General features: G+C 42.3%; 23 protein-coding genes. 15 read left to right on the forward strand and 8 right to left on the reverse strand.

Annotated features, from left to right (window positions below):
* Window positions 1-181: 181 nt before the first annotated feature.
* On the reverse strand, window positions 182-730 hold the full coding sequence (locus tag JL001_RS16765; protein WP_236252863.1) for an RNA polymerase sigma-70 factor: 549 nt from the start codon (window positions 728-730) through the stop codon (window positions 182-184).
* 333 nt (window positions 731-1,063) lie between these two features.
* Here JL001_RS16765 and JL001_RS16770 point away from each other — a divergent pair, with 333 nt between their 5' ends.
* The 6 genes from JL001_RS16770 to mobC all read left to right on the forward strand — a co-directional run bounded on the left by JL001_RS16770 (window position 1,064) and on the right by mobC (window position 5,514).
* Window positions 1,064-1,291 carry a hypothetical protein gene (locus JL001_RS16770; RefSeq protein WP_200978208.1) on the forward strand — a complete coding sequence of 76 codons (228 nt, stop codon included), beginning with the start codon at window positions 1,064-1,066 and terminating at the stop codon, window positions 1,289-1,291.
* Complete coding sequence (locus tag JL001_RS23300) at window positions 1,263-1,436, forward strand: type II toxin-antitoxin system RelE/ParE family toxin (RefSeq protein ID WP_370567388.1); 174 nt, start codon at window positions 1,263-1,265, stop codon at window positions 1,434-1,436. Before JL001_RS16770 ends, JL001_RS23300 begins: the two co-directional genes overlap by 29 nt.
* Before the next feature lie 214 nt (window positions 1,437-1,650).
* Window positions 1,651-1,866 (forward strand): hypothetical protein, encoded by a 216-nt coding sequence (locus JL001_RS16775; protein WP_200978210.1) that lies wholly within the window; start codon window positions 1,651-1,653, stop codon window positions 1,864-1,866.
* A gap of 6 nt (window positions 1,867-1,872) precedes the next feature.
* Window positions 1,873-2,244 (forward strand): hypothetical protein, encoded by a 372-nt coding sequence (locus tag JL001_RS16780; protein ID WP_200978212.1) that lies wholly within the window; start codon window positions 1,873-1,875, stop codon window positions 2,242-2,244.
* The gene (locus tag JL001_RS16785) at window positions 2,244-3,530 is read left to right on the forward strand and encodes a relaxase/mobilization nuclease domain-containing protein (protein ID WP_200978222.1); all 1,287 of its coding nucleotides are present in this window, start codon (window positions 2,244-2,246) and stop codon (window positions 3,528-3,530) included. Before JL001_RS16780 ends, JL001_RS16785 begins: the two co-directional genes overlap by 1 nt.
* A gap of 1 nt (window position 3,531) precedes the next feature.
* Complete coding sequence (mobC, locus tag JL001_RS16790) at window positions 3,532-5,514, forward strand: conjugal transfer protein MobC (RefSeq protein ID WP_200980492.1); 1,983 nt, start codon at window positions 3,532-3,534, stop codon at window positions 5,512-5,514.
* A 29-nt stretch (window positions 5,515-5,543) separates the two neighbouring features.
* On the opposite strand, the gene JL001_RS16795 is transcribed toward mobC, so the two are convergent.
* The gene (locus tag JL001_RS16795) at window positions 5,544-5,789 is read right to left on the reverse strand and encodes a hypothetical protein (RefSeq protein ID WP_200978224.1); all 246 of its coding nucleotides are present in this window, start codon (window positions 5,787-5,789) and stop codon (window positions 5,544-5,546) included.
* A 302-nt stretch (window positions 5,790-6,091) separates the two neighbouring features.
* Between JL001_RS16795 and JL001_RS16800 the strand changes: the two genes are divergently transcribed.
* Window positions 6,092-6,997, forward strand: coding sequence for an ArdC family protein (locus tag JL001_RS16800; protein ID WP_200978225.1), 906 nt, complete (start codon window positions 6,092-6,094; stop codon window positions 6,995-6,997).
* Between the two features lie 38 nt (window positions 6,998-7,035).
* On the opposite strand, the gene JL001_RS16805 is transcribed toward JL001_RS16800, so the two are convergent.
* Window positions 7,036-7,215, reverse strand: coding sequence for a histone H1 (locus JL001_RS16805; RefSeq protein ID WP_200978227.1), 180 nt, complete (start codon window positions 7,213-7,215; stop codon window positions 7,036-7,038).
* Window positions 7,216-7,299: 84 nt separating this feature from the next.
* Window positions 7,300-7,542 (reverse strand): hypothetical protein, encoded by a 243-nt coding sequence (locus JL001_RS16810; protein ID WP_200978229.1) that lies wholly within the window; start codon window positions 7,540-7,542, stop codon window positions 7,300-7,302.
* A gap of 207 nt (window positions 7,543-7,749) precedes the next feature.
* Here JL001_RS16810 and JL001_RS16815 point away from each other — a divergent pair, with 207 nt between their 5' ends.
* Window positions 7,750-8,229: a hypothetical protein gene (locus tag JL001_RS16815; protein WP_200978231.1), complete on the forward strand. Its 480-nt coding sequence runs from the start codon at window positions 7,750-7,752 to the stop codon at window positions 8,227-8,229.
* A gap of 532 nt (window positions 8,230-8,761) precedes the next feature.
* Here the strand turns inward: JL001_RS16815 and JL001_RS16820 are convergent.
* From JL001_RS16820 to JL001_RS16830, 3 genes are all read right to left on the reverse strand, one after another.
* The gene (locus JL001_RS16820; RefSeq protein ID WP_200978233.1) at window positions 8,762-9,514 is read right to left on the reverse strand and encodes an SOS response-associated peptidase; all 753 of its coding nucleotides are present in this window, start codon (window positions 9,512-9,514) and stop codon (window positions 8,762-8,764) included.
* A 96-nt stretch (window positions 9,515-9,610) separates the two neighbouring features.
* On the reverse strand, window positions 9,611-10,426 hold the full coding sequence (locus JL001_RS16825) for a helix-turn-helix domain-containing protein (protein WP_200978235.1): 816 nt from the start codon (window positions 10,424-10,426) through the stop codon (window positions 9,611-9,613).
* A gap of 118 nt (window positions 10,427-10,544) precedes the next feature.
* A complete protein-coding gene (locus tag JL001_RS16830; RefSeq protein ID WP_200978244.1) occupies window positions 10,545-13,694 on the reverse strand; it encodes a PAS domain S-box protein in 3,150 nt (1,049 codons plus the stop codon).
* A gap of 392 nt (window positions 13,695-14,086) precedes the next feature.
* Here JL001_RS16830 and dinB point away from each other — a divergent pair, with 392 nt between their 5' ends.
* From dinB to JL001_RS16845, 3 genes are all read left to right on the forward strand, one after another.
* Entirely contained in the window at window positions 14,087-15,238 is a 1,152-nt protein-coding gene (gene dinB / locus JL001_RS16835) for a DNA polymerase IV (protein WP_200978252.1), read from the forward strand.
* Window positions 15,239-15,309: 71 nt separating this feature from the next.
* Entirely contained in the window at window positions 15,310-18,168 is a 2,859-nt protein-coding gene (locus tag JL001_RS16840; RefSeq protein WP_236252977.1) for a DNA polymerase III subunit alpha, read from the forward strand.
* 55 nt (window positions 18,169-18,223) lie between these two features.
* Window positions 18,224-18,712 carry a hypothetical protein gene (locus tag JL001_RS16845; protein WP_200978255.1) on the forward strand — a complete coding sequence of 163 codons (489 nt, stop codon included), beginning with the start codon at window positions 18,224-18,226 and terminating at the stop codon, window positions 18,710-18,712.
* Window positions 18,713-18,850: 138 nt separating this feature from the next.
* Here the strand turns inward: JL001_RS16845 and JL001_RS16850 are convergent, their stop codons facing one another.
* On the reverse strand, window positions 18,851-19,228 hold the full coding sequence (locus JL001_RS16850; RefSeq protein WP_200978256.1) for a GreA/GreB family elongation factor: 378 nt from the start codon (window positions 19,226-19,228) through the stop codon (window positions 18,851-18,853).
* Between the two features lie 17 nt (window positions 19,229-19,245).
* Here JL001_RS16850 and JL001_RS16855 point away from each other — a divergent pair, with 17 nt between their 5' ends.
* The 4 genes from JL001_RS16855 to JL001_RS16870 all read left to right on the forward strand — a co-directional run bounded on the left by JL001_RS16855 (window position 19,246) and on the right by JL001_RS16870 (window position 25,218).
* Complete coding sequence (locus JL001_RS16855; protein ID WP_200978257.1) at window positions 19,246-19,428, forward strand: hypothetical protein; 183 nt, start codon at window positions 19,246-19,248, stop codon at window positions 19,426-19,428.
* A gap of 470 nt (window positions 19,429-19,898) precedes the next feature.
* On the forward strand, window positions 19,899-20,477 hold the full coding sequence (locus tag JL001_RS16860) for an RNA polymerase sigma factor (protein WP_200978258.1): 579 nt from the start codon (window positions 19,899-19,901) through the stop codon (window positions 20,475-20,477).
* A gap of 100 nt (window positions 20,478-20,577) precedes the next feature.
* Window positions 20,578-21,768 carry a FecR family protein gene (locus JL001_RS16865; protein ID WP_200978259.1) on the forward strand — a complete coding sequence of 397 codons (1,191 nt, stop codon included), beginning with the start codon at window positions 20,578-20,580 and terminating at the stop codon, window positions 21,766-21,768.
* A 99-nt stretch (window positions 21,769-21,867) separates the two neighbouring features.
* On the forward strand, window positions 21,868-25,218 hold the full coding sequence (locus JL001_RS16870; RefSeq protein WP_200978260.1) for a TonB-dependent receptor: 3,351 nt from the start codon (window positions 21,868-21,870) through the stop codon (window positions 25,216-25,218).
* The last annotated feature ends 1 nt before the right edge of the window (window position 25,219 follow it).

Raw genomic sequence — 25,219 nt, forward strand, 5'->3', positions numbered from 1 at the left:
ATAGCCGTGCAAATCAGTGATAACCCTGAGTGGTTAAGAAAAAAAGTATTTTATTTGGTGCCGATGGTTCCTAAACCAGCCAATGTTATGGGGCTTAAATTGTTGTGGTATTCTAGCGGAAAAAGTTGATTTTATCGACTCAGACCTATTTGTCAGAGGAAAAGATGATGGTTTTCCTCACTTAGGATGTTGATATTTTATGACGGATAAATTTCAATGCTTTAGTCAAGTGGGACTCTACGGTTTTTTCTGATATCAATAATGTCTTGGCAATTTCCTTGTTTTTCAGGCCTTTTTTCCTGCTTAAAATATATACCTCACGGCATTGGCATGGAAGCCTATCTACCAAATAACTTATTTGGTTGGACAGCTCATTATAGAGCACTGTCTCTTCAGTTGATTCTGGAGCGGTACAATATTCTTCAAAAGCACATGTGAGGTGTTTCTCATCGCGGGCTTTTTGGCGATAGTGGTCGATTACCTCTAATTTTACAGCCCTTAAAAGGTAATTTTTTATTGGCCCTTTTATCGATAAGTTTTTTCTACGCTCCCATATCGACAAAAAGATATCCTGTACAATTTCCTTCGCCAATTCTATATCATAAGTATGGTTGTAGGCCAGGGAAAGCATTTGGGTAGCGTATTCGGAATAGATACTTTCAAAATCTTTTTCATTACGGATTTTCAAAGTATTGGCAGCTGTGTGGTTATTTGGTTTCTTAAAAATCAAGGGTTAAGGAGCTTTAAGTAAATATTTTATACAGGCAAAAGTAGGAGCGATATGTTATGATCACAATTTTTATTTAAAATAAATCTAAATAAAAATATGATAGAAAAAATCAATGTTTTCTTTAGCGACATGCGTTAGTCCATTATATTCAATCTTTGATTTTGTTTATATGTAAATTGTCTAATTGAAGAACAATTCTATACTCAGGACGATAGCAACGTCCTGTTTTTGGCAAGCCTTGCAACAGGAATAAAATCATCCTCGAGCCCACAACAGACAAAATTTTTAATACACTGTACTGTCATTGATTGAAATAGCCAACCAATTGTATATATGACCATCCTAATTGTAGGTTTAAACAAGGGGAGCTTGTCAAATGCAAACGGTGAGTCTAAAAAAGCAATGGCTGAATTTCTAAAAGAGGCAAAGAAGTGGCTCCCGGGGAATATTGAATTAGAAGCTTACCAGTCAAGCAGCAGCAGAAGAAGAAGAAGAAGAAGAAGAAGATATCATTCAAATTTACCTTTATGGGGTGAAAACTTTTGGTCCCTCACAGGCTGAAAAATACCATCATTCCTTAGAGGATTCTTTTGAGAGGATTGCCCAAAACCCTGAAATGTTTACTTTAGCTGAAAAAATCATGCCCGGTATAAGGTATTGTGTCCATATTTCACCCTCCATTTTTTCACTGTTGGAGGGGAAATAAATATAACCAAGATCATAGGAAGACAAAAGGTTCCCTCTTAGTACAATTGTAATTTTTTAGGTCTTTACCTCATTTCAATAACATAAGAATAAATTGGTTATGCCGGTACGGTAATTAAAAATGAAACCAAGAATTAAGCCCCTACTGGGGTAACACTGGTGAATATTTTTTGGAGTGGTTTTTCAATTTGGCCATACATCAAATTGGAAATATCATGAATGAGCCACAGACCATTTATAGTTTTGGAAGAGTCGTCCCGCCAAAGCTTGAACAGATCATATCCTTCTTCAATGAACAGGCTGTGCCAATAGCAGAAGCAGAAGAATTCTTTTTCTATTATCAATCCATGAGATGGCATAACGAAAACGGTATACCCATCCACAATTGGAAGGAAGCAGCAAAGGACTGGCTGTATAACCTGGAAAACTGAAGGGATATGGCCAAGAAGAAAAACCTTAAGCAGGTGGAGTCAAGGATCAGCATGGAACGGTACCAATACCTGTTGGACTTGCTGTCAAAATCCCAAAACGCTACCATGAGCTCCCTGGTCAGGGACATCCTGTCAAACAAAACCATTGTTTGCAAAACCCATGATGAAACCTTTGACCTCTTGCTGGACCGCATGAATTCCATACAGATGGAAATCCATGCCATTGGGGTCAATATCAATCAGGTGACCCGCTATTTCAACAGTCTGGAAGATCCGCTTAGAAAGAAGGGATTGGTCAGAAAATTGGAGAAACTGTTGGCAGAAGCAGGGGTGAAGGTGGACGGCTTGGAAAAACTGATCAAAAAAAGCCTTTTCTGATGGTAGCGAAAATAAGACTGGGCAAGAACACCCTCGGTCTGCTCCACTACAATGAGGACAAAATAAAGGAAGGTAAGGCATGCCTGCTATATGCCCACGGTTTTGGTGCAAATGGAAAGGAGGGAACCATTGCTGAAAAAAACCGGAGGTTCCAGTTCTTCAACGATAAAAACCAAAAGGCCAAGCTGAACACCTTTCATGCCTCCCTTAACTTTTCTCCAAAGGACCAGTTGGATGACACGCAGAAGTGCTTTATCGCACAGGAATATATGAACCGCATCGGTTATGGAGGTCAGCCCTACTTGGTGTATGAACATACCGACTCTGGGCATCCCCACCTGCATATTGTCAGTACCAATATCACTAGGGAAGGAAGGCGAATAGAAACGCATAACCTGGGCAAGATGCAATCCGAAAAAGCCAGGAAGGAACTTGAAAAGGAGCTGGGTCTGGTGGTAGCCGAAAACCAAAAGGAACAGGTGCCGATAATGCAGCCTCTGGAAAGCCTGGAATATGGAAATAAGGAAAGCAAAGCAGCAATGGGCAATATTATCACGGAGGTAATGAGGGCATATTCCTATGGCTCCATTGGGGAGTTTGCATCTATTTTAAGGAAGTTCAATATCGAATTGATCCAAGGGGATAAAGGAACCAAAATGCATGAAAACAATGGGCTGGCCTATAGCATATTGGATAGTAAGGGCAAACGTATAGGGGTGCCCATCAAGGCAAGTGCCTTTTATAGCCGGCCAATATTTTCTAGGCTTGGAAAGAGGATGAAGCGCAGTAAAAGGGTAAAGGATGGGGTGGTATCAGCAACCCGAAACAGGGTTATGGAAGCCCTGGAGCTTTCCCATGGAAAGGGGATAGCGGTGTTTGAGGAAAACTTAAAAAAGAAAGGGCTGGCAGCAGATTTTCATTATTCCAAGGAAGGGAAAGTATTTGGCCTGACCATCATTGACCATATCAACAGGACCGCTTTCAAGGCATCGGAACTGTCCAGGTCGCTAAGCGGTCAAAAGGTGTTCGTCCAACTTGATTCAAGCCTTAAGAGCAAAGGACATGACAAATCGGAGAAACATGCTTTTCAATATAAAAAAGGATCCAGAGCATCTGACAGGTTTATGGATGGACAAAAATCCGATGGTCCTTTATGGAAAGTAAAGGATAACAGCTTATTGGGAACCTTTATTGGTTTGGTTGAAGCAATTGCCCGACCGGAATGGGAGGAACTAGCCGATCCCTTTGAGAAGAAGCAAAGGAAGAAACGAAGAAAGAAAACTTAGGATGGCAACAGGTGAAAACGTACAGGCACTCAGAAAAATCCTGGACCTTACACGCAAGGCCAGCATTGCTGTGCTATTGGTCCATTTATATTTAGAGCTTCCCATCCTCTTTGACCGATGGGGATTGGTAAAACCACTTTGGGATAACTTTATCCAGGAAATGGGCAACCTGCCATTTTTAGGGCAGGCCCTTTATGCCAGGTCCCTGTCACTGGGCCTGCTGCTTATCAGTCTTATGGGAGCCAAGGGGAAAAAAGATGTAAAGGTAAAATGGCCTTTTCCCTTGCTATGCCTTGTCCTCGGGGGCAGTATCTTTATGTTTTCAAATTATTGGAACAAACTGATCAAGGATACTTTACTCCTAAGTGTGTGTTATGGCATTTCCATGGTCATGGGCTATCTGATGGTGCTATGGGGAGGAGGGAGGCTGTCCCGGTTCCTGAAAGACCAAGACAACAAAGGAGTGTTCAACTACGAAAATGAGACCTTTCCACAAGAGGAAAGAAAATTGGTCAATGAATATTCGGTAAACCTCCCTGCCAAATACCAACTGAAAAACAAGGTTCGAAATAGCTGGATCAACATCATCAACCCTTTTCGGGCACTGCTGGTGCTGGGAACTCCGGGATCGGGGAAAAGTTACTTTGTGATCCGGCATGTGATCACCCAACATATCGCCAAGGGGTTTTCCATGTTCGTCTATGATTTTAAATATGATGACCTGTCACGTATTGCCTATAATGCACTGTTGAAAAACAAAAAGGCATACGAAATCCCTCCCGAGTTTTATACCATCAATTTTGACGACCTTTCCCATAGCCATCGGTGTAACCCATTGGAACCATCCACCATGCTGGACATTACCGATGCCAGCGAATCCTCCCGTACCATTATGATGGGACTTAACCGTGAATGGATCAAGAAGCAGGGTGACTTTTTCGTGGAATCCCCCATCAATTTTTTAACTGCCGTCATCTGGTTTTTGAAACGTTACCAAAAAGGAAAATACTGTACCCTGCCCCATGTCATTGAAATGATGCAGACCGACTATGACAAACTCTTTTCCGTGCTGCGTTGCGAACCGGAAATAGAGGTGCTGATCAACCCTTTTGTTTCTGCTTACCTCCAAGGTGCTGCCGAACAGTTGGAAGGACAGATTGCCAGTGCCAAGATTACCATGGCCAGGCTTTCTTCCCCGCAGCTTTATTATGTGCTTTCTGAAAGTGAATTTACCCTGGATGTCAATAATCCCCAGAAACCCAAAATCGTCTGCATGGGCAACAATCCCCAAAAACAACAGGTATATGGGGCAGTACTTTCCTTGTATATTTCCAGGATAACCAAATTGGTCAACCAAAAAGGAAAACTCAAATCCAGCTTGATATTTGACGAGTTTCCTACCATCTATTTCAATGGGATCGATAACCTGATTGCCACTGCCCGTAGCAATAAGGTAGCTACCTGTCTGGGGGTACAGGACTACAGCCAACTTAAAAAGGACTATGGCCGTGAACAGGCAGAAGTGATCATGAACACGGTAGGCAATATTGTTTCAGGACAGGTATTGGGGGATACGGCCAAGCAGCTATCGGACCGTTTTGGAAAGATTCGCCAGAGCAGGCAAAGCCGATCGATCAACTCCAACGATACCTCGGTCAGCCATTCCACGCAACTGGACCTGGCCGTCCCTCAATCTACTATTGCCTCTTTGTCATCAGGGGAATTCGTGGGGCTGGTAGCGGATACTCCCGATCAGCCCATAGAGCTAAAAGGCTTCCACTCTAAGATCATCAATGACCATGGGTCAATTAAAAGGGAAGAAGATGGCTATCAGGAAATCCCTGCCTGTAGGACACTGGGCGATAGGGAAGTGATGGACAACTACAAAAGGATTAAGGCTGAGGTCAATGAACTGGTCGAATCGGAACTGGAACGGATGATGGATAGCCCCGGACTGGCCGGAATGATTATACAGAAGCGTTGAATTGACCGTGACCATGGGGGATGGATATATTACCACGGACACTCCAATAGGGATTCCAGAAGTGGGTTGTCGGAAGAAGAAAAGGTAATGCTCTCCTCTAGTTTTTCCTGTATGATATAAAATTCCCACAAACCGGATTGAATGCCCTCTTGTGCTTCTTCAATGGAAATATTCCACTTTTCACCATTTTCATTTAAGCCACCAATTCTATCTATGGATCCTTTTAAAGGTCCTTTCTCAACCTTATTCACACATTGGATTCTGAGTCTGCGCATACTGGAAAAAAGTTTGATGGGGCAATATCCGTATGGATTTTAAAACCTCAAAACTTGCCCAGTTAAAATTTTATAAGAAGGGTTTAAGGTTTTGACTCCCAGTTGCAATAATTGATTTGTATTAATTTCTTATTCAATTCACCAGCTAAGTTAGCCAGTCATGACCCATACTGGACAAGGAACTTCGGCATAAAGCCAACGCCGTATTCCTTGCTGGTTTATTCCGATCCTCCTTGCCTTTAATGTGCCCTGCTGCCTGGGGATGCTTCATAATCAAAATCATTTACCAAATCGATGTAATTATGAAGCGTTCAAAAAGGAATTCCGGAAAAGATGTTTACCAGATCGTCAATGAAAGGATCATGGCCAGTTTGGAAAAGGGAACTATCCCTTGGAAGAGGCCTTGGTCTATTATGGGACTGCCCAAGAATTACCTGTCAGGAAAAGTGTATAAAGGGATCAACCTTTGGCTCCTACTAAGCTGTAGCTATGGCAACCCCTATTACCTGACCTTCAAGCAAGCGGAAAGTCTGGGAGGAAAGGTAAGAAAGGGTACCAAGTCCATTCCAGTAGTATATTGGAACTTTGTCTTTAAACATAAGGAAACTGGAAAAAAACTTACTGAACAGGAAGCCAGAAAATTGCCCAAAGGACTGGTAGACAGACGGGCCTTTCTTAAATATTATAATGTGTTCAATATCTCCGATGTGGAAGGGGTGGATTGGAAACTTCCTGAAACGAGTTCCAAACCGTCTTTCAAGCCGATCAAAGCTTGTGAGGATATATTGAAAAATGCCCCTGATCTTCCGGAGATTAAATATGGTGAGGCACAGGCCTATTATTATCCTGCAAAAGACTATATCAACATGCCTGCTAAAGAGCTGTTCAAAAGTGAAGGACACTATTACCAAACGCTCTTCCACGAATTGGTGCATTCGACTGGCCATCAGAAAAGATTGGATCGTAAAGAGCTATGGGACACAAACGGAAATGATGAAAGTTCCTACAGTAGGGAAGAACTGACCGCAGAGATGGGCGCCAGCTATTTGAGCAATCTATGCGGGATATGGGAAGAAGCGCAACAGGAAAATTCATCAGCCTACATTCAGCATTGGTTGGGACAGCTGAAAAAGGACAAACGCCTATTGGTGGAATCAGCTGCCAAAGCCCAGAAAGCGGTGGATTACCTGACCAACAGAACGGATTAAAACAAAAAAGGGGAAATTCCCCTTTTTTGCTCATGAGACTATTTCTCCTTGTTCTTGATTTCCTGTACTTCGGTACGGATCTCCTGGGCCATGGTCTTTAAGGACTGCATGCCATTTCTGACCCTGGTTCCGGCAGCCTTGTTGCCCTGATCATAAAACTTGGTGAAATCGGACTCCAAAGAATCCACGAGTGCTTTTAATTCTGAAAATTTACTCATCTTTAAAGTGTTTGTAGTATAAATAAGTTGATGGTTCCAAAAGTACCCAAAGGGAATGCCAAATTACTTCAATAGCTTAAGTTTCTAGGCTGTTTTTTGCTTGGCCATGCTCCATGAGACAATAAGAGAAGCCTTTTTATTGAGGTGCTTTGAAAAATCAATGAATATTGGATTGTCTTTAGATGTTCTCAGTACAATCCAATCACTTCCCTCAGCCTCAATAATACTTCCTGATAGATCCTCTTTGGTGTTGCCAAATCCATTGCAATAATGGTCTTGAATAATTATTCCAACGTGGGTCATATTGTTATCGTATGGTTCAAACATATGAAAAGTTGACTTATCATCATAAAGATAATTGATAACAAATTGGGCACAAGCACTATTATCATTAGTGTTATTGATGATATCTTATTAATTATACTGTAACCCTGTGCTTTTATATGTTTACCTTGTTATTGTTTCATTGATGATTTGGACTTATGGAAGGCTAAGTAATAGATTTACAATTTATAATTTAAATAAGTCATATAATTGAAACCTTTAGCGCAAGCAAGAATGAGGAGGAAGGACATAAAGAATAAGCTTGCATCTAATTTTACGGAGCTTAAAAGAAGAGCTCCGACAGGAGTGGAAAATAAAGATTTGAATATTTTGGTAAGTATATTAACGCAACCAAAACAATCTATTATTGTAAAAATCCCCGAAAATTACCAAACAGTACATTCAGCTTTGGGGCAGGGAGACTTTTATTTTGGATATTCTACTATGGAATCAAAGCAATTTTATTGGGCGGCTATCTATCAATTTTTAGATCGGTATATTTTGGTTTTTTCCAGTTCGGATAAAGAAAAAATAAACATTCATTTTTTTCAGGATTGGGAGCTTCAGTGGCCGTTTGTTAAATCCGGCCTTGAACATTTAAACTTTTGGCAGCTCTTTGAGAAAGAACTCATTAGTTATAAAAACACCCTGCAAAACAATAGTAAGGTTAAAAAAGACCATAGATTATAAAAAAATAAAGAAGTAATAGGGATATGGATATGAAGCCATAAAATGCTGATGAAAAAGAGAATATAAAATTCTTCAACCAAGAGTTATACTTAAATTCTTTTACGTTAAAGGCATATCGAGATAAATTGGTTTTTGAATGGTTATTGTAAGAATAAAGATTATGTCTTTCAATAAATAACACCTCCAATCCCCATGCAATAAAAGTAAACAGCACTGCAGCTAATAGGTTGTTGGGATTAAAATTATAAGAGGTTATAAGAATGGAAAAGACGACAATTCCTAAAATGGTTGTTTTTATTATTGTCGATGTAGGTTTGTCTCTCAATATAACTTCTTTCTTAGGTTTCATCGTGGTTATTTTGCAGGATATTATACAACCACAATTTAGTTTAAGGAAACAATTGATGAAATACCCCTTTTGGGGTATTTTAATATGTAAAGAATAAATATTCGCTGTTACATCCTGTCTTTTTCTTAACGGTTGATATAGGTTGATAAAATGTGTAGGGCTAAAATCAATGGAAAAAACCCTTTATACATATAGCTCTTCACTTAGTTCAGGGTATTCCACAGGTTCCATCACCTCTTCTACATTGGGATTTTCATTTCTGGAAGTGATCAGCTTACTGATGGTATGGAAGGCCATTTTTTTCTGGTCATAGGGACTCATCAATGCGGCGATATCCTCTTCCTTGAGTTCGGGAGAAATCCAGTCCAGCGCGATGTCATCCTGAAGGATCAGGGGCATGCGTTTTTTGCTGTTGTGGATCTTGGCCATGATGGGATTGGCCGCAGTGGTAATGATCGAGGCGGTATTCCTGATCTCTCCGGTCTCCTTGTCAGTCCATTCTTCCCAAATGCCTCCCAACGAAAAGAAGGGCCTGACCTTTGGATAAATATAATGGGGGTATTTCTTGCCCTTATGGTCCATCCATTCATAAAAACCGGCAACAGGGATCAGGCACCGCTTTTTCTTGATCGGGCTCCTGAAAGAAGGCAGTTTGAAGATGGTTTCGGATTTGGCATTGAGGGTTTTCTTGGCTATGTCATCGGCCTGTTCGGAGGTTTTGGTCCAGAATGGGATCAGCCCCCAGTTGAATTCCTGCAACTTTGATGGCTCGCTATCTGCCAGCACAATGAGCTTGGGGTGGGCAAAGCCCTTGAGCAGGTACCGATGGACATGTGGGGAACTCCCTCTACTGATGTATTTGGCATCCACTCCATATTCCTCTTCCAGAGCTTTGGCCTCTTCCTCACTGAATTCCTGGTTGACATTGTAACACATGGCAAGAACATTTGTTTTGACCTATTTAATTTAATAAATTAAGTCATCACTTAAAGTCTTTGAAGCCAATTATTTAAGGAACTTAAGCGATGCCCATCAATTTTTGACGTTGTTCAACGCATGGAGCGTTGCTTTGATTTCCCTGACATCCCTGCCCACCTGTTCCAAAGAACTCATTGGGCCGGGGATGTCCTCTGTAAAATAGCTGTGGAATTTCCATACCTCCAGCACTTCCATCACATCCACTTCATAGGGTTCATATAGGGTGTTGAGCGATTCCAACAACAGGCTTTTGCTTTCCTTGATCCTGTAGCTGGCCAGCTTGAAGCTGATGCCTTCCTCCTTGGTCACCACAATGCATGGTGTCCTTTCCTTGATATGGGTCCAGTCCTGTAAAAACTCCCCGATCACCAGTGCCCCTTCCGGTACAGGCAACATGGAATCGCCCTCGGTGGGAAACATCCTGTATTTTCGGTTGGGGTCCAGCTGGGGAAGGTGGAACACGGGCAGCCTGCTGATAAAGCCCGGATCACTGTATCCTGCCAAATATCCTGCCTTCGCCTTTACGGGTACCAGTTCCACATTCTCCCTGTTGTCGGAATCCACCGTGGTGGCAAGGATACGGATACTGCCCCCTTTAAGGTACACGTCATTGCCTGCCTCCAGGTCCCTTATTTTTAACTCGGAAAGCTTGGAGAGGTCCACCTTGACCAAGCTGTCTATGCTCATCCTGAAGAAGTCTGCAAACAGGACCATGTCGGCCATGGGAGGGTTCTTGACATGCCCATTTTCATGGGTGTTTACTTTCGGCCGGGAAATGTTTAACTTTTCGGCCAGTTCCATCTGGCTCATTTTCTTTCGCTTACGCAGGAATTTTATATTGGAAGACCAAAAAAGGATTGGGTTGCTCATAATTAATTAACTTAACTGCAATTATTGTCAGCGCTTACGCTAAACATAGTGCCAAATTTTGATTAGTAATTGGGTTAATGAATTTTATTGTTTTAATCAGGCTTTATCAAATGATTTTTTAAATTTCCTTATAATGATTATTGTCAAAATTATCTTCATCAATTACGGCGTTGGCCTTGTCTGTAATCTCATGTACCACATGGTCCATTTCTTTGCATGAGGTTTCTATCCATTCGTATAATTGATCTGTGGAAATATCCATTTTCTTGGATTCTTTTAACAACAAAACCAAGGACATGATGCGTGAAAGTGGAGCCCTTATGACATGTGACTGGAGCCAGGCAATTTCCCGTAATTTATTGTTTTGATTTCTGATAAGTTCCAATTGTTTCCTTGATTCGGTGACATTCAGGACAGATCCAACAGAACGTATTGGGATACCTGCATTATCCCTCAGTATATGGCACCTGTCAATAAAATAAGCTATGGCGCCCTCTGGGGAAACAGCTCTGTACTCGGCTTTCCAAGAATGGGTTGATTTGTCGTTCAAGGAAGAAATAAATGAATTCCAAACGTTCTCACGGTCTTCGGGATGAATATAGTTGAACCAGGAGTTCTCTTTTGAAAAAGCCTCAAGTTCTTTATACCCAAACTTTTTTCCATCTTCCTTGCTTCTGATAATGGTTCTAGCAACATGATCCACTTCCCAAATAGTTTCACTGCTGACTTTCATAGCGAGTTTAAACCTGTTGTTGCTTATGAATAATTGTTGTTCATATTCCTTTTGTTCTGTGATATCTCTTATGGTTCCCTCTACTCTTACAGGCTTATTTTGGCTGTCAACAACAAGCCTTATTTCCTGCTTGACCCATTTTACTTTCTTGGAAGAATCTATAATCCTGTGCTCAAAACTATTTACCTTTCCCGGCTCAAGGTTTTTCATTGGGTCGCTTTCAATGAGGGCCCTGTCCTCAGGGTGGAAAGCATCTTGGATATTTTGCAGACTGGGAGTAAATTGGTCCGGCTCATAACCATATATCTTATAGGTTTCCTCACTCCATTCTGAAATGTCAGTGTCAAGGTTACGACTCCAGTAACCTAATTTTGCAATCTTTTGGGCAGTTTTAAGTTTTAAAAAAGCATCACGTAATGCTCTTTCAGCATGTTGTTGGACAGTTACATCTTTTGCAGCAGCCAAATAAATTTTAGAGGAGACTATGGGTTGTACTTTCCAGACAAGCGTTTTGACCGTCCCCTTTTTTGTGACAAATTTAGCTTCAAAGCTTTTTCTCTCCTTTCCTTTTATGAAATCCTTTACACGTCTTAAGGAAATATCATCATCATCATTTGACACATAGCGTAATATAGAGTTGTTTAACAAAGAGCCTTTTTTAAAACCAAGTAATTTGCCCAAAGCTTTATTGTGCTTTTTTATGTTGCCATCGAAGCCTACTACACACAATGGTTCCGGGGAAAGCTCAAAGAAGTTCCGGTACTCCTCCTCAATTAACTTTTGCTTTATGGCTCCCCCAAGCTGAGGGCTTACTTCTTCCAATAAATTTATTTGATCCCTTAGGATTTTGGACTCCTTGCTGGAAAAACAAACTAAACATCCGAGAAATTCTTCGAAATATAAAATGGGGATACCAAAAGCTGTGGATAAGGAAGTATTGCTAAGGATACTGTTTTGCTCATTGTTGCCATTATCCGATAGGCCATCAAAAATCCTAGTATGCTTACTCTCCCATATTTTCCCAGGGATTCCTTCGCCTTTTCTATAAACATCTATATTGCCACGACCACTGGTTTTGATGAATATGGTTTGATAACTGTCTTTTTTGAAGGATTTAGCGATAAGGTCTAATCGAGATTTATCCTTGGAAACCAACCATAATTCGCAGATGTTGATATTGTCTAAAAGTGTTAAGTTATCCAAAGCATGCTCAGCACAAAATGATAAAGACCCAGGTTGTCCAATGTTTTTTGTCATGGAAGAGACAATTCGCTCCCTCATTCTTTTTTCAACCTCTTCTGTCACTACACGGGTATTGGCAACTATCCCATTGATAGCTGGGTCATCTAAATGGTTGGTCAACTCTGTTTGGATCCAAATCCATTTACCGTTTGCATCAGCAAAGCGGTAAGCATCAATGGTTATGTGTTTTTCAGTAAAAATCTTTTCCAATTCCTTACCAACCCTTTCAATATCATCAGGGCATATGTATTCAAAAGCATTTTTTCCCATAAATACTTCCGGTGGAATTCCCAAAACCCTTTCTGATGTGGGTGCTACATATTTATAATTGCCCGTTTGGTCAATAATGGCTATTAAATCGTTCCCCTTTTGTACCAAGGATTTGAACCTCGCCTCACTTTCAAAAAGTTTTCTGTGTGATTCATTTTCTTTTATGGCGTAGGTAAGCTTACCTATGAGATTGTTGAATAATTGAAATTCTTCTTTGCGCCATATTCTCTCTTTTTTATAATCTTCAATGCCAATAAAACCAATGGCAGTTTTATCCACCATAATGGGCATAAGAAAAGTGGCTTTGATGTTTTGGCCTTTTAAATATGATCTAATTGTTGAAGGTGGCAGCTGTGATAGATTGGCCGTATAGCTCTTTCCTTGTTTCAAAGATTCCAAAATTATCCCAAATTGGGCCAAAGTGGTTTCTATTGACTTGGTTTCTCCCACATTGCCTCCATTTACAGTGTTGTCCCAAACTATATTAACAATATCCTCGTGTTGGGCCTTTAGGGATACATAAAAAACATGGTCTACTTTTAAGGTTTCCCCTAAGATTTTTAAACACTTTCTCAATGATTTAGGCCAATAATTTGTCTGAAGAAGTATTTCCTGAAAATCACTAATTGCAGCTAAATAGTTTTTTTGCTCTTCAATAAGTTTTTGCTGCTCATACCTTGAAGTCAAATCTATGGCAGATACGATTTCAGCTCTTTTGCCCTTATAGGTGATTACATTGCTCTTTATTTGTACCCATATGATAGTGCCATTCTTTTTTTTGTGCCTATATAAATTATTGGTAGACCACTTTTTCCCACTCCTGACTATGGCCACCGCATTTTCTACAATTGATATATCCTCCTCAGGTCTGATATCCCTCAGCGTCATATTGAGAAATTCCTCTTTAGAATACCCATAGTGGTTAATTGCCTCTTGATTGATTGTTAGAAATTGTAGAGTTTCTATGTCATAAACCCACATAGGGAATGGAGATAGATCAAAGATGTATTGGTCTGGGTTCATTTTTATTGACTTTTATTAGGGCTTGGATAATGTTCTGCAAATATTGCAGGATAAAATAAATTAATCCATTAATAATGTGCAAACCAAAAGAATATAGGTGACTGATTAAAATTAATGGCAGCTTTATTGTTTTGCATAAAATACCAATGGATTATTTGTGCAGTTAGGACGGCATAAAGAGTATTTTATCTTAAGCCCATGTAGGAACAGTTGCCTTGGGAAGGTAAATGTCACACTTTTCTATCAATTCCATTTATCTCACTTTCTTATACTTATGTATTGATTTAATATTGGAAGACCAAAAAAGACTTGGATTGCTCATGATATTTTGGTAATATTTTAAACACAATAATGTCGTAATTATTACCAATTATACCAAATCGTTCGGACAAATGAAAAGGAATGTGGTGCATTTTGATCTGGACACCTTCTTTGTCAGTGTCGCCCGGCTGACAAACAGTGCCCTCAACAACAAGCCAGTGATCATTGGCGGCAACTCCGACCGTGGAGTGGTGGCCTCCTGTAGCTATGAGGCCCGGAAGTTCGGGGTCCACAGCGCCATGCCCATGAAGCTCGCCCGCAGGCTCTGCCCATCTGCGGTATACCTGCAGGGTGACATGGACAGTTACAGTTACCATAGCCGGGTGGTGACCGACATCATCCGCGACCAGGTGCCGGTGGTGGAAAAGGCATCCATCGATGAGTTTTACCTCGACCTGACAGGAATGGACCGGTTTTTTGGATGTAGCCAGTTCACCGCTGAACTCAAGTCCAGGATACTCCGTGAATCCGGCCTGCCCATCAGTTATGCCCTGGCCTCCAACAAACTGGTCAGCAAGGTGGCCACTGAAGATGCCAAGCCCAATGGACAGATGGAAATCCCCTTTGGACATGAAAAGGGATACCTAGCCCCACTGGCCATTGAAAGGATGCCGGGCATAGGCTTAAAGACCTCTTCACTTTTAAGAAGGATGGGGGTGGAGACCATCAAACTGCTTTCCGAAATCCCCGAGCCCATGATGCAGAACCTCTTGGGGAAAAGTGGGATCACCCTTTCCCGAAAGGCCAACGGAAAGGACGATTCCCCGGTCATCCCCTATACCGAACAGAAGAGTATCGGAAAGGAGGAAACCTTTGACAGTGACACCATCAACATGGGGTTTCTTAACGGTGAACTGGTCCGGCTTACCGAAAGGGTGGCATTCCTGTTGAGAAAGCAGAGAAGGCTCTGTGGCTGTATTACCGTAAAGCTGCGCTACGCCAACTTTGATACGGTCAGCAAGCAGGCCATGCTTCCTTACACGGCCAATGATGATGTGCTGCTCTCCAAGGCCAAGGAGCTCTTTGCCAAGCTCTATGACAGAAGGATGCTCGTGCGCCTGATCGGGGTCAAGGTCAGCCACCTGGTGGGTGGTTTCCAGCAGATCAACCTCTTTGAGGATACCGAGGAAAACGTCAGGCTGTACCAGGCCATGGACAGGATCAGGGGAAAGTATGGTTCCCATGCGGTACACCGTGCCGTGGGCATCCAAAACAGGAGGTGAGCATGTACCTGAACTGCAAGACCTATTTCAGCTACCGCTATGGGACCATCGGCACCCAGGAACTGGTGGACATGGCAAAGGCCAAAAAGGTAAAGGCATTGGCCTTGACCAATATCAACAGCACTGCAGATGCCTGGGACTTTGTGGACTTCTGCAGGAATGCGGGGATCAAGCCCATCCTGGGGGCCGAGATACGCAATGGGCAACAGCTCCTGTATATCCTGCTGGCAAAAAATGACAGGGGCCTGATGGAGATCAATACCTTTATCTCACATCACTTGATGGAGAAGTCGGACTTTCCGGAAACCCCATCCCTCAGCGAGGTTTGGGCAATCTACCCTTTTGGCAGCCGGAAGCCGGAAAGCTTGGGAGCCGATGAGCTGATCGGTATCAAACAGGAACAGCTTATCAAACTCTACAATGGGCAGTCGGAAAAACATCCCGACAAATGGGTGGTCTGGCAACCGGTGACCTATCAGGACAAGACCCGCTACAACCTGCACAGGATTTTGCGGGCCATAGACGGAAACACCTTGCTTTCCAAACTGGGAGCTGGGGACATGGCATCGGATACCGAATACTTCCGGGACAAGCTGGAGATCTGGAACCGTTTTGCCGAACACCCCTATATCCTCAAGCAGACCCTGAAGGTAATGGACAGCTGTGGGGTCGGCATGGAGCTGCATTCCGACAAGAACAAGAAGCATTTTACCTCCTCGAAGGAGGATGACAGGATCCTTTTGGAGAAACTGGCTCTGGAAGGGTTGGCCGTCCGCTATGGCAGGGGAAATACAGTGGCATTGGAAAGGGTGAAAAAGGAGCTGCGCATTATCAATGAGCTGAACTTCAATGCCTATTTCCTGATCGTCCTGGACGTGGTAAGGTACGCCCAGCAAAGGGGCTTCTTTTACGTGGGAAGGGGATCGGGGGCCAACTCTATCGTGGCCTATTGCCTGAAGATCACCGATGTGGACCCCATCAAGCTGGATCTGTATTTTGAGCGTTTCCTGAACCCCCACCGTACCTCACCACCGGACTTTGACATGGACTTCAGCTGGAAGGACAGGGACGAGGTGATCGATTATATCTTCAAGCGCTATGGCAGGAACCATGTGGCGCTGTTGGGCATGTTCTCCACTTTCCAGGGCAGGGCCATCATCCGGGAACTGGGGAAGGTGTTCGGCCTGCCCAAGCCGGAGATCGACCAACTGGTACGCAGAAGGAAGGATGCATGTCCACCTGAGGATAAGATCCAAAGGGCCATCCTCAAATACGGGGCATTGATGCAGGACTTCCCCAACTACCAGAGCATCCACCCGGGGGGCATGCTGATCAGTGAGGATCCTATATTTCAATACACGGCCATGGAGAGGCCACCCAAGGGGTTCAATACTGCACAGGTGGACATGTTCCTTGCAGAGAAGATCGGGCTTTTCAAACTGGATATCCTGAGCCAAAGGGGACTGGCGCACATCAAGGAAGCCATCGGGCTGATCAAGGCCAACCGCGGGGTGGAAGTGGACATCCGGCAAGTGGAACGCTTTTTCAATGACCCCAAGGTGGCCGACCAGATCAGAAGGGCGGATACCATAGGCTGCTTTTACATCGAGAGCCCCGCAATGAGGCAGCTGCTGACAAAGCTTCGATGTGACGATTACCTGACCCTGGTAGCGGCAAGCTCCATTATCCGCCCCGGAGTATCCCAGTCGGGCATGATGAAGCAGTACATCGAACGCTTCCACAACCCCCACCATATCCCATACCTGCATCCCAAGATGAAGGAACTGTTGGAAGAAACCTATGGGGTGATGGTCTACCAGGAGGATGTGATCAAGGTGGCCCACCACTTTGCAGGACTGGATATGGGAGAGGCCGATATCCTGCGCAGGGCCATGTCGGGCAAGTACCGTTCGCATAACCGGTTCAAACTGATCGAGGAGAAATTCTTTGCCAATTGTAAGGAAAAGGGCTATCCCGATGAGATCAGTAAGGAGGTTTGGCGTCAGATGGAGTCCTTCGGGGGCTATTCCTTTTCCAAGGCCCACTCGGCCTCCTTTGCCGTGGAAAGCTACCAGAGCCTTTTTTTAAAGACCTACTATCCCATTGAGTTTATGGTGGCGGTGATCAACAACTTCGGGGGATTCTATGGTACGCAGTTTTATTTCCAGGAACTTAAAAAGGCAGGGGGAAAGGTGGTTCCCCCCTGTGTCAATACGGGAGCATACCTTACTTCTCTCCACGGGGACAGGGTGACCGTGGGATTTGTGCATGTGCAGAACCTGGAGCGGAAGACCATTGATAGGTTTCTGGCAGAAAGGGAAAGGCATGGTGCTTACCTCAGCTTGGAGGACCTGATGGAGCGTACCCAGGTGGATGCCGAACAGCTCAATATCCTGATCAGGGTAGGGGCACTCCGGTTTACGGGGCTGGAAAAAAAAGAACTGCTGTGGCACGCCAACTTCAGGGGCAAGCGCATGGAAAAGGTGCCTGCCAGTGCTGCCATCTTTGCGGAAGAACCACTGGATTTTATATTGCCGAAATTTCCCAGAAAGCCCCTCGAAGATGCCTATGATGAAATAGAACTGATCGGCTTTACCTTGGGAGATCCGTTTGAATTGGCCGATGATGATAGAAATGGCTTGACCTATGTGCGGGAACTCCCCAAGCTGGTAGGCAGGCAGGTATGCCTGATGGGACATTTGGTGACCACCAAACCGGTAAGGACGGTGCGGGGCGACTATATGGCATTCGGTACCTTTCTGGACGAGAAAGGGGATTGGCTGGATACAGTGCATTTCCCACCGGTACTCAAACAGTACCCCATCCACTCAGGAGGGTTCTACAGGATATTTGGCAAAGTAGTGGAAGAGTTTGGGGTGTATGCAGTGGAAGTAAAAGAGTTGGGCAAAGTGGGGGTAAGGAAGTTGTAGCGTTTAGGACAAATGTTACGTAAAGGTGAAAACCGAAACTTTTATCAAAAAGGCCATGAAACATTTATTTTCTATCATGATTTTCGCAGTAGTAATGACCTCATGTAAGGATGATGAAATGAGGCCTTCTTTGGATAACCTAAGTGGTATGTACGAAAGGGCTATTCGTTCAGAAGATCAAGAATATTGGTATATATACGGGTTGGTATTCAACAAGGATGGGAATTTTGAGCAACGAATAACAATCAGGGAAACTGAACATGGGGAAGATTTGGGCTATGCTTCTCTGGTGTTGGGCAATTTCAGTGTCAAAGGTGAAAACCTAACTTGGGAGCTACAGGAATTTTATCATTGGCCCTATCAAGAACAGGCTCAACCATATGGGCAAAGGAATGACCTGATTCCTCAGGATGAAACGAATTCTTTTAGTCAATCAGGTACCATCAAATTGTTGGATCAAGGCCATGTACTATCCATAAGTTTTCCCTGTAATGATGTGCTTTCTTCTTGCATAGGTGAAATGATTTATAAGAGAGTGAAATGACAAAGGAATATTTTTTTATTGGTTTTTGGTAAAATATCAGCTTTTGGGATATTTTAACCTTAAATCACTTGGGTAAATCCCAATACCGAAAACATATAGAAAAACCCCCAAGTGATTTTATGGACTTGGGGGTTTTAATTATTTGTTCTGTTCTACTTTTATGATCCTGAGTTGTCGCTCTCCTGCTGGCAAGGTCCAACTGAATTGATGGCCTTCCCGATATCCAATCAGTGCTACAGCCAATGGTGCCAAAATGGACACTTGGCCAGTCTTGATATTGGCATCTTGGGGAAGGACCAATGTAAGCTTGATGGTGTTTTTAAAGGTCAGGCCCAGTACCTCGACAGTAGAATATAAACGAACTATCCGTTCATCAAGCAGGGGATCCTCCAAAACCTCACAGTTTTTCAGTTCATTTTCCAATGGCAACAGATCGTGGTGCTGACCATTGGATCTCGATGATAGGAGTATATTTCTAATGGTTTGATAATCTGATTTTCTTATCAATGGTTTCATAAATTTCATGTTTAAATATGGTTCAAAAATTAGTTGACCAACTGGGGACTTTTGTCAACCACTGCCTCGATATGAATATCAGTTATAGGACATCACAAGATTTTAAAAAGATAATCGCTCTCCAACAAAGCCCTGCCGGAGAGTTAATGAATAAAGGCTTTACTGCAGGAGAACCACAAGACCACTTTTCTTACAAATGAAAATGCAGGTTTGCATATTAAAGGGTATAATCCAGGAATAATCATAAATTTAAATGTTAATGCTTGTTATGATTATCCTTAGATTGCTGTTGGTTGGTAGGGCCTAAAGGATTATTGTTATCGACACGGGGCTCTTCCAATAGATAAATATCTTGCACTTCAGGACTTGAAAGGAAACATACAGAAGAAGCCATCGACTTCCTGTTATTTGGGTAATAATAATATTTACTGCTTTTACGCCTCAAGTGTTGTCAGAAGTTTTGTCATTACATGTTTACGTATTTTGATACAAATAGTTGATACCAAAAAACAATCAAATTGATATTTTTTGGCTTTAAAGCCTATTTTAATAAATTGATAATACCAAATCATGGATTGATTGCAAGAGTGTTGCTTCCTTTGTCAAAAGGATAGCTTGTTGCGTGTATTGTTGCTGGATCAGTATAACGAATAATTGATTGATAATTGAAATGGGTATAGATAAAAAAGATAAAATATTTCCAGAGGGGATTAGGTCAAACTATTCTTCGTTGAAGGATTTATTCTATACCTACCATAAAAAGTTGGTCTACTATGCCATGCAAATTGTTGGGGACCAATCATTGGCTGATGACCTTGTTCAAGAGGTTTTTATTCATGTATCACAATGGCCGGAATCACATTTTTTCAGAGAAGAGGACCACATAAGGAATTATTTGTACAAGGCCGTAAAAAACCAGAGTATCAATGCTTTAAAGGATCTTAAAAAAAATGCTTCCAAAATGGAAGAGCTTGATCCCGAAGCTGTACAGGGGCCCACGGCTTTGCACCGTCTTATTCAGTCGGAAATTGTCAGTATGGTTTATGAAGCAATGAAAAGCCTTCCAGAGGGATGCAGGACTGTGGCTGAACTGTCCTACCTTGAAGGCAAAAGCAATAAAGAAGTGGCCGATATTTTAGGTGTTACCGTTAATACTGTTAAAACTCAAAAGCAAAGGAGTCTGAAACTTCTTAAGCTACGGATTGATCCTGAGGTTTTTACCCTGTTTTTAATATTAATAAACTGTTAACAATGTAACGTCAGTGTTATTATAAGCGGTTTCTTAAAAAAAGTTTACTTTTCTTTCACCCAATTTTAAGCTTCCAATGTAATAAGGTAAAGACATTGGAATGCAGAAGGACAATTTATATCACTTTTATGCCAAATTGATTCATAAAGAATTAAGGAATCAACTGGATCCCCAAGAAAGGAAACTATTGGAGGAATGGTTATCGAAAGATGTTGAAAATAAGGCATTCTACGATAAGATTACCTCAAGGGGCTTTATTGATCAACAAATTTTTAAGCTGGAGAACATTGATTCGGACAAGTCTTTTAAAAACTTGGAATCAAAGATCTTATCCAGAAGAAATGAAGCATTGACCAGACAACTTTGGGTTAGAAAAACAGCTTCTGTGGCTGCAGTTCTGGCCTTGATGCTTCTGGGATGGTCTCTGGTCCATTTCACTGGCCTTCTTAACTCCCCTGGAAATAATATCAATACAAACCATGTTGTGGATGTGGCTCCGGGCAAAGATAAGGCAATGTTGGTTTTACCCGATGGAAACATAATAGATCTGGAGGATATGATCGAGGGACATAAACATACTCATGGCGGTATGCAAGTCTCCAAGAAGAAGGATTTTGTGGCCATTAGCCTTGATAAAAAAGCAATTTTAGCGTCAGAAAAACACTCTAAAATTATTGTTCCAATAGGAGGTAGATATACTGTAGAATTGCAGGATGGAACAAAGGTATGGCTCAATAGTGCTTCAACTCTAAGCTTTCCGTCAGATTTTAAGCAGAGCAAGAGAGAGATTGTGCTTGATGGAGAGGCTTATTTTGAGGTAGCTCATAATCCAAAATCCCCCTTCACTGTTGAAGCAAATGGAACGCAGGTCACGGTTTTGGGAACGCACTTTAATATAAAAGCTTATCAAAATGAAAATGTCACCAAGACAACCTTACTGGAAGGAAAGGTTGAAGTGGCTTACAAGGGGCAAAAGAAAGTGTTGGTGCCCGGATCGCAAGCCCTGAGTAAAGAGGATTTGGAAGTATCCACGGGATCTGTAAAAGAGGCTATAGCTTGGAAAGAGGGATACTTCCTTTTCCAAAGTACCAAATTGGATGAAGTTCTTCGACAGTTGGAGCGCTGGTACAACATTAAGGTGGATACCAAAGGACAAATTCCTACCAGGCATTTTAACGCGTCTATAGATATGGATACGAAATTGTCCAGGGTAATTGAAGTCTTGGAACTATCAGGCGAAATAGATTTTGAATTTAAAAATGGAATACTCTATGTAACAGAAAAGGACTAAAAAAAACCAGTGGTCCTCGGAAAACCACTGGCCCGGCTGATCGATGCCATTCAATCTTCACAATTAAAATTTATCAATCAACTTCTAAACTGTAAAGTTATGAAATTTACCTACTTGGGACAAGGAGGGAAAGCGCTTTCCTTTGCCCCGCCAAATTACCTTTTGGTTATGAAATGGACTTTTATTTTATGCTTGGCCCTATGTTTTCAGGTCAGTGCCAAGGTGCATTCCCAAGAATTGAATGTAAATGTCTATGAAAAACATTTTACTGAGGTTTTGGACATTATTGAAGCCCAAACCAATGTTAGCTTTGTCTACTCAGATGAAATTATAGATGAAGCCTTTCCAGTAAGCATCAGTCTGCGCAATGCAAGCCTGGAAGATGCTCTGGAAATTCTGTTCGATAAACAGCCTTTTACCTATAAAATCGTTGACAATTTTGTCGTGATTCAGAGCAAAGGGTTATCGAAAGAGGAGATCAGGGATATTTCCGGCACCGTTAAAAGTGTCGATGGAGAGGCGCTTCCTGGAGCTACAGTCAGGCTGAAAGGAGCATCAAAAGGCACCGTAACAGATCTGGATGGAAATTTTAAACTTTCCAATATCCCTGATGATGCCATTTTGGTAATTAGCTATATTGGTTATGAACCAAAAGAGGTAGCTGTCAACAACCAATCCGTTATCCATATAGTACTTGCTCCTTCAGAAACCTCTCTTTCAGAAGTTGTAATCATTGGTTATGGACAGCAAGAAAGAAAAAAAGTGACCAGTGCCATTGCTGATTTTAAACCTACTGAAGAAAATTTCAGACAGGTTCAGGGCCCTGACCAACTCATGCAGGGCCGCATGCCAGGCGTTTATGTGGGAGCTGGGGGAGGAACTCCTGGCAGTAACCTACGGGTCAGTATCAGGGGAATTGGGTCCCTTAGCGGTGAAAACGAACCTTTATATGTAGTAGATGGAATCCCTTTGGTAAATACCAATGCTGCTCTGTTCAACTTGGGGGAAGGAATGAATCCCCTATCTCAACTTAATCCTGACGATATTGAATCAATAGAGGTGCTTAAGGATGCGGCTTCTGCAGCGATATATGGTTCCAGAGCTACCAACGGAGTGGTTATTATCACTACAAAATCAGGCAAGGAAGGACAGTCCAGTTTTTCCATTAATTCCAACATCGGTGTCCAGTACCTTCCCAATGTAGATAAGCTGAAAATGGCAGAAACTGATCTCTATTTAGAAGTACAAAATGAAGCTAAATACAACTTCAACCAACAATATGGCTATCAACCGGGAGATGGCAACTTTGTGGAATACCTGGAAAATCCATATCCCGGCATGCCTTCAACGGATTGGTTGGATTGGGTGACCAGAAATGCCTTGGTGTCCAATGTAAACATGTCATTTAGCACTGGAACCAAAAAGACCAAATTATTTATATCCGGAGGATTTTTGGATCAGCAAGGGGTAATCGAAACCAATGAGTACAAAAAGTATAACGGTAAGGTAAATGTAAGCCACCAAGCGACAGATTGGTTAAAAGTAGGAGTAAACACAAATTTGAGTTTCTCCAGGAATCATAGAATTCCCAACGGCGATTATGGATCTTCCATTTTCCTCAGAAGTATGGGGCAGCGTCCATACGATCGTCCATTTAAGCCCAACGGAGATTATTATGTGGGCGGAACTGAAGAGTTGGTATACCATAACAATGTCCAAATCCTTAATGAACAAAAAACAAAACTCGACAATTATAGGTTGCTGGGCAATGCTTTTGCAGACATAAAGTTCAGTCCATCGTTCCACTTGAAGAATACCTTTGGAATGGACGCAAGCTATACAGAAGATTATCTACATTATACTGATCTACATCCCTATGGAGCCGGTCAAGGCAGGGTTCTCGATGAAAGAAGGATGATGACCAATGGCCTTATCGAAAATACACTGTACTATGATCACGATTTTGGAAAACTGAGCATTAATGCTTTAATGGGGCACTCGTATCAAAAAATTACGACCAGCACCAACTACATAGATGGCAGGGGCTTTCCTTCCGCTTCTTTCGATGTGATATCAGTGGCCAGTGAAATAGCCAATGCCACTTCAGGGTTTGGCGAAAGTGCGCTGGAGTCCTATTACAGTAGGGCAAATTTGAGCTATGCAGATAAATACATGCTTTCACTTTCTCTAAGGGCAGATGGTTCCTCAAGGTTTTCACCAGAAAAAAGATATGGTTCTTTTCCTTCTATTTCAGCAGGTTGGAACATGTCAGATGAACCATTTTGGAACTTAAACAAAACGGATATTAAACTCCGTGCCAGCTATGGTGCCACAGGAAATCAGGATGGTATCGGAAGTTATGCCTATCAGGCATTGATGAGTGGTGGTGCCAATTATAACGGAAATAGTGGTTTGTCCATTTCTACATTTGGTAACGGTAATTTGACCTGGGAAACAGCAAAACAATTTGATATTGGGGTAGATGCCGGGTTGTTGGAAGGCAAGCTCAACCTCACAGTCGATTATTTCATCAAGAACACCGAGAACCTTTTGTACAGTATGCCTATCCATGCTACTTCAGGGTTTAGCAGTATTACCAGCAATATTGGAAGCATGCAAAACAGAGGATTGGAATTGATGTTGGGCTATTCTGATCAGTTTGGCGGACTCCAGTGGCAATCCGATTTTAATATATCCTTTATTGAAAATGAATTGACTTCCTTGCTGGGGGATGAAGCCTTGTTGATCGGCGCTAACAGGACACTCCAAGTCGGACAGGAGGTGGGCAGTTTTTATATGTATAAAATGTTGGGCATCTACCAATATGATGAAGATGTGCCGCAAACTTTATACGACCAGGGAGTCCGTGCCGGAGATGTGATCTATGAGGACCTTAATGATGATGGTATTATAAATGTAGAAGACCGCCAAATTATTGGTAGTTCCAATCCTGATTTTTATGGGGGCTGGTCAAACACCTTCAAATATAAAAACTTTGATCTTTCGGCCTTTTTAACCTATTCCAAAGGATCGGAAGTATATGCTACATGGAGGATTACCACGGACCGCTTGGGATATGGAAAACAAGGCTTCAGGGAAGAGATTGCCCAGAACAGATGGGCAGGACCAGGTACCAGCAATGAGGTGCCACGAGCCGTACATGGAAGTAGTTATAACCTGTACAATTCCTCCAGGTTTTTGGAGGATGGGTCTTTTATCAGACTTCGCACCTTAAGCTTGGGATACACTTTGCCAAAGCGCTTATCGGATAGGCTTGATATGACGCATTGTAGGTTTTATGTCCAAGGAGAAAACCTGTTTATACTTACCAAATACTCTGGTTTGGACCCTGAAGTATCAAAGAATTATGATGCCAGGTTTATGGGAGATGATAATATGAACCTCCCTCAACCAAGGACTTTACGGGTGGGCCTAAATCTTACTTTCTAAC

It is taken from the genome of Echinicola sp. 20G, from assembly GCF_015533855.1.
GTDB lineage: Bacteria > Bacteroidota > Bacteroidia > Cytophagales > Cyclobacteriaceae > Echinicola.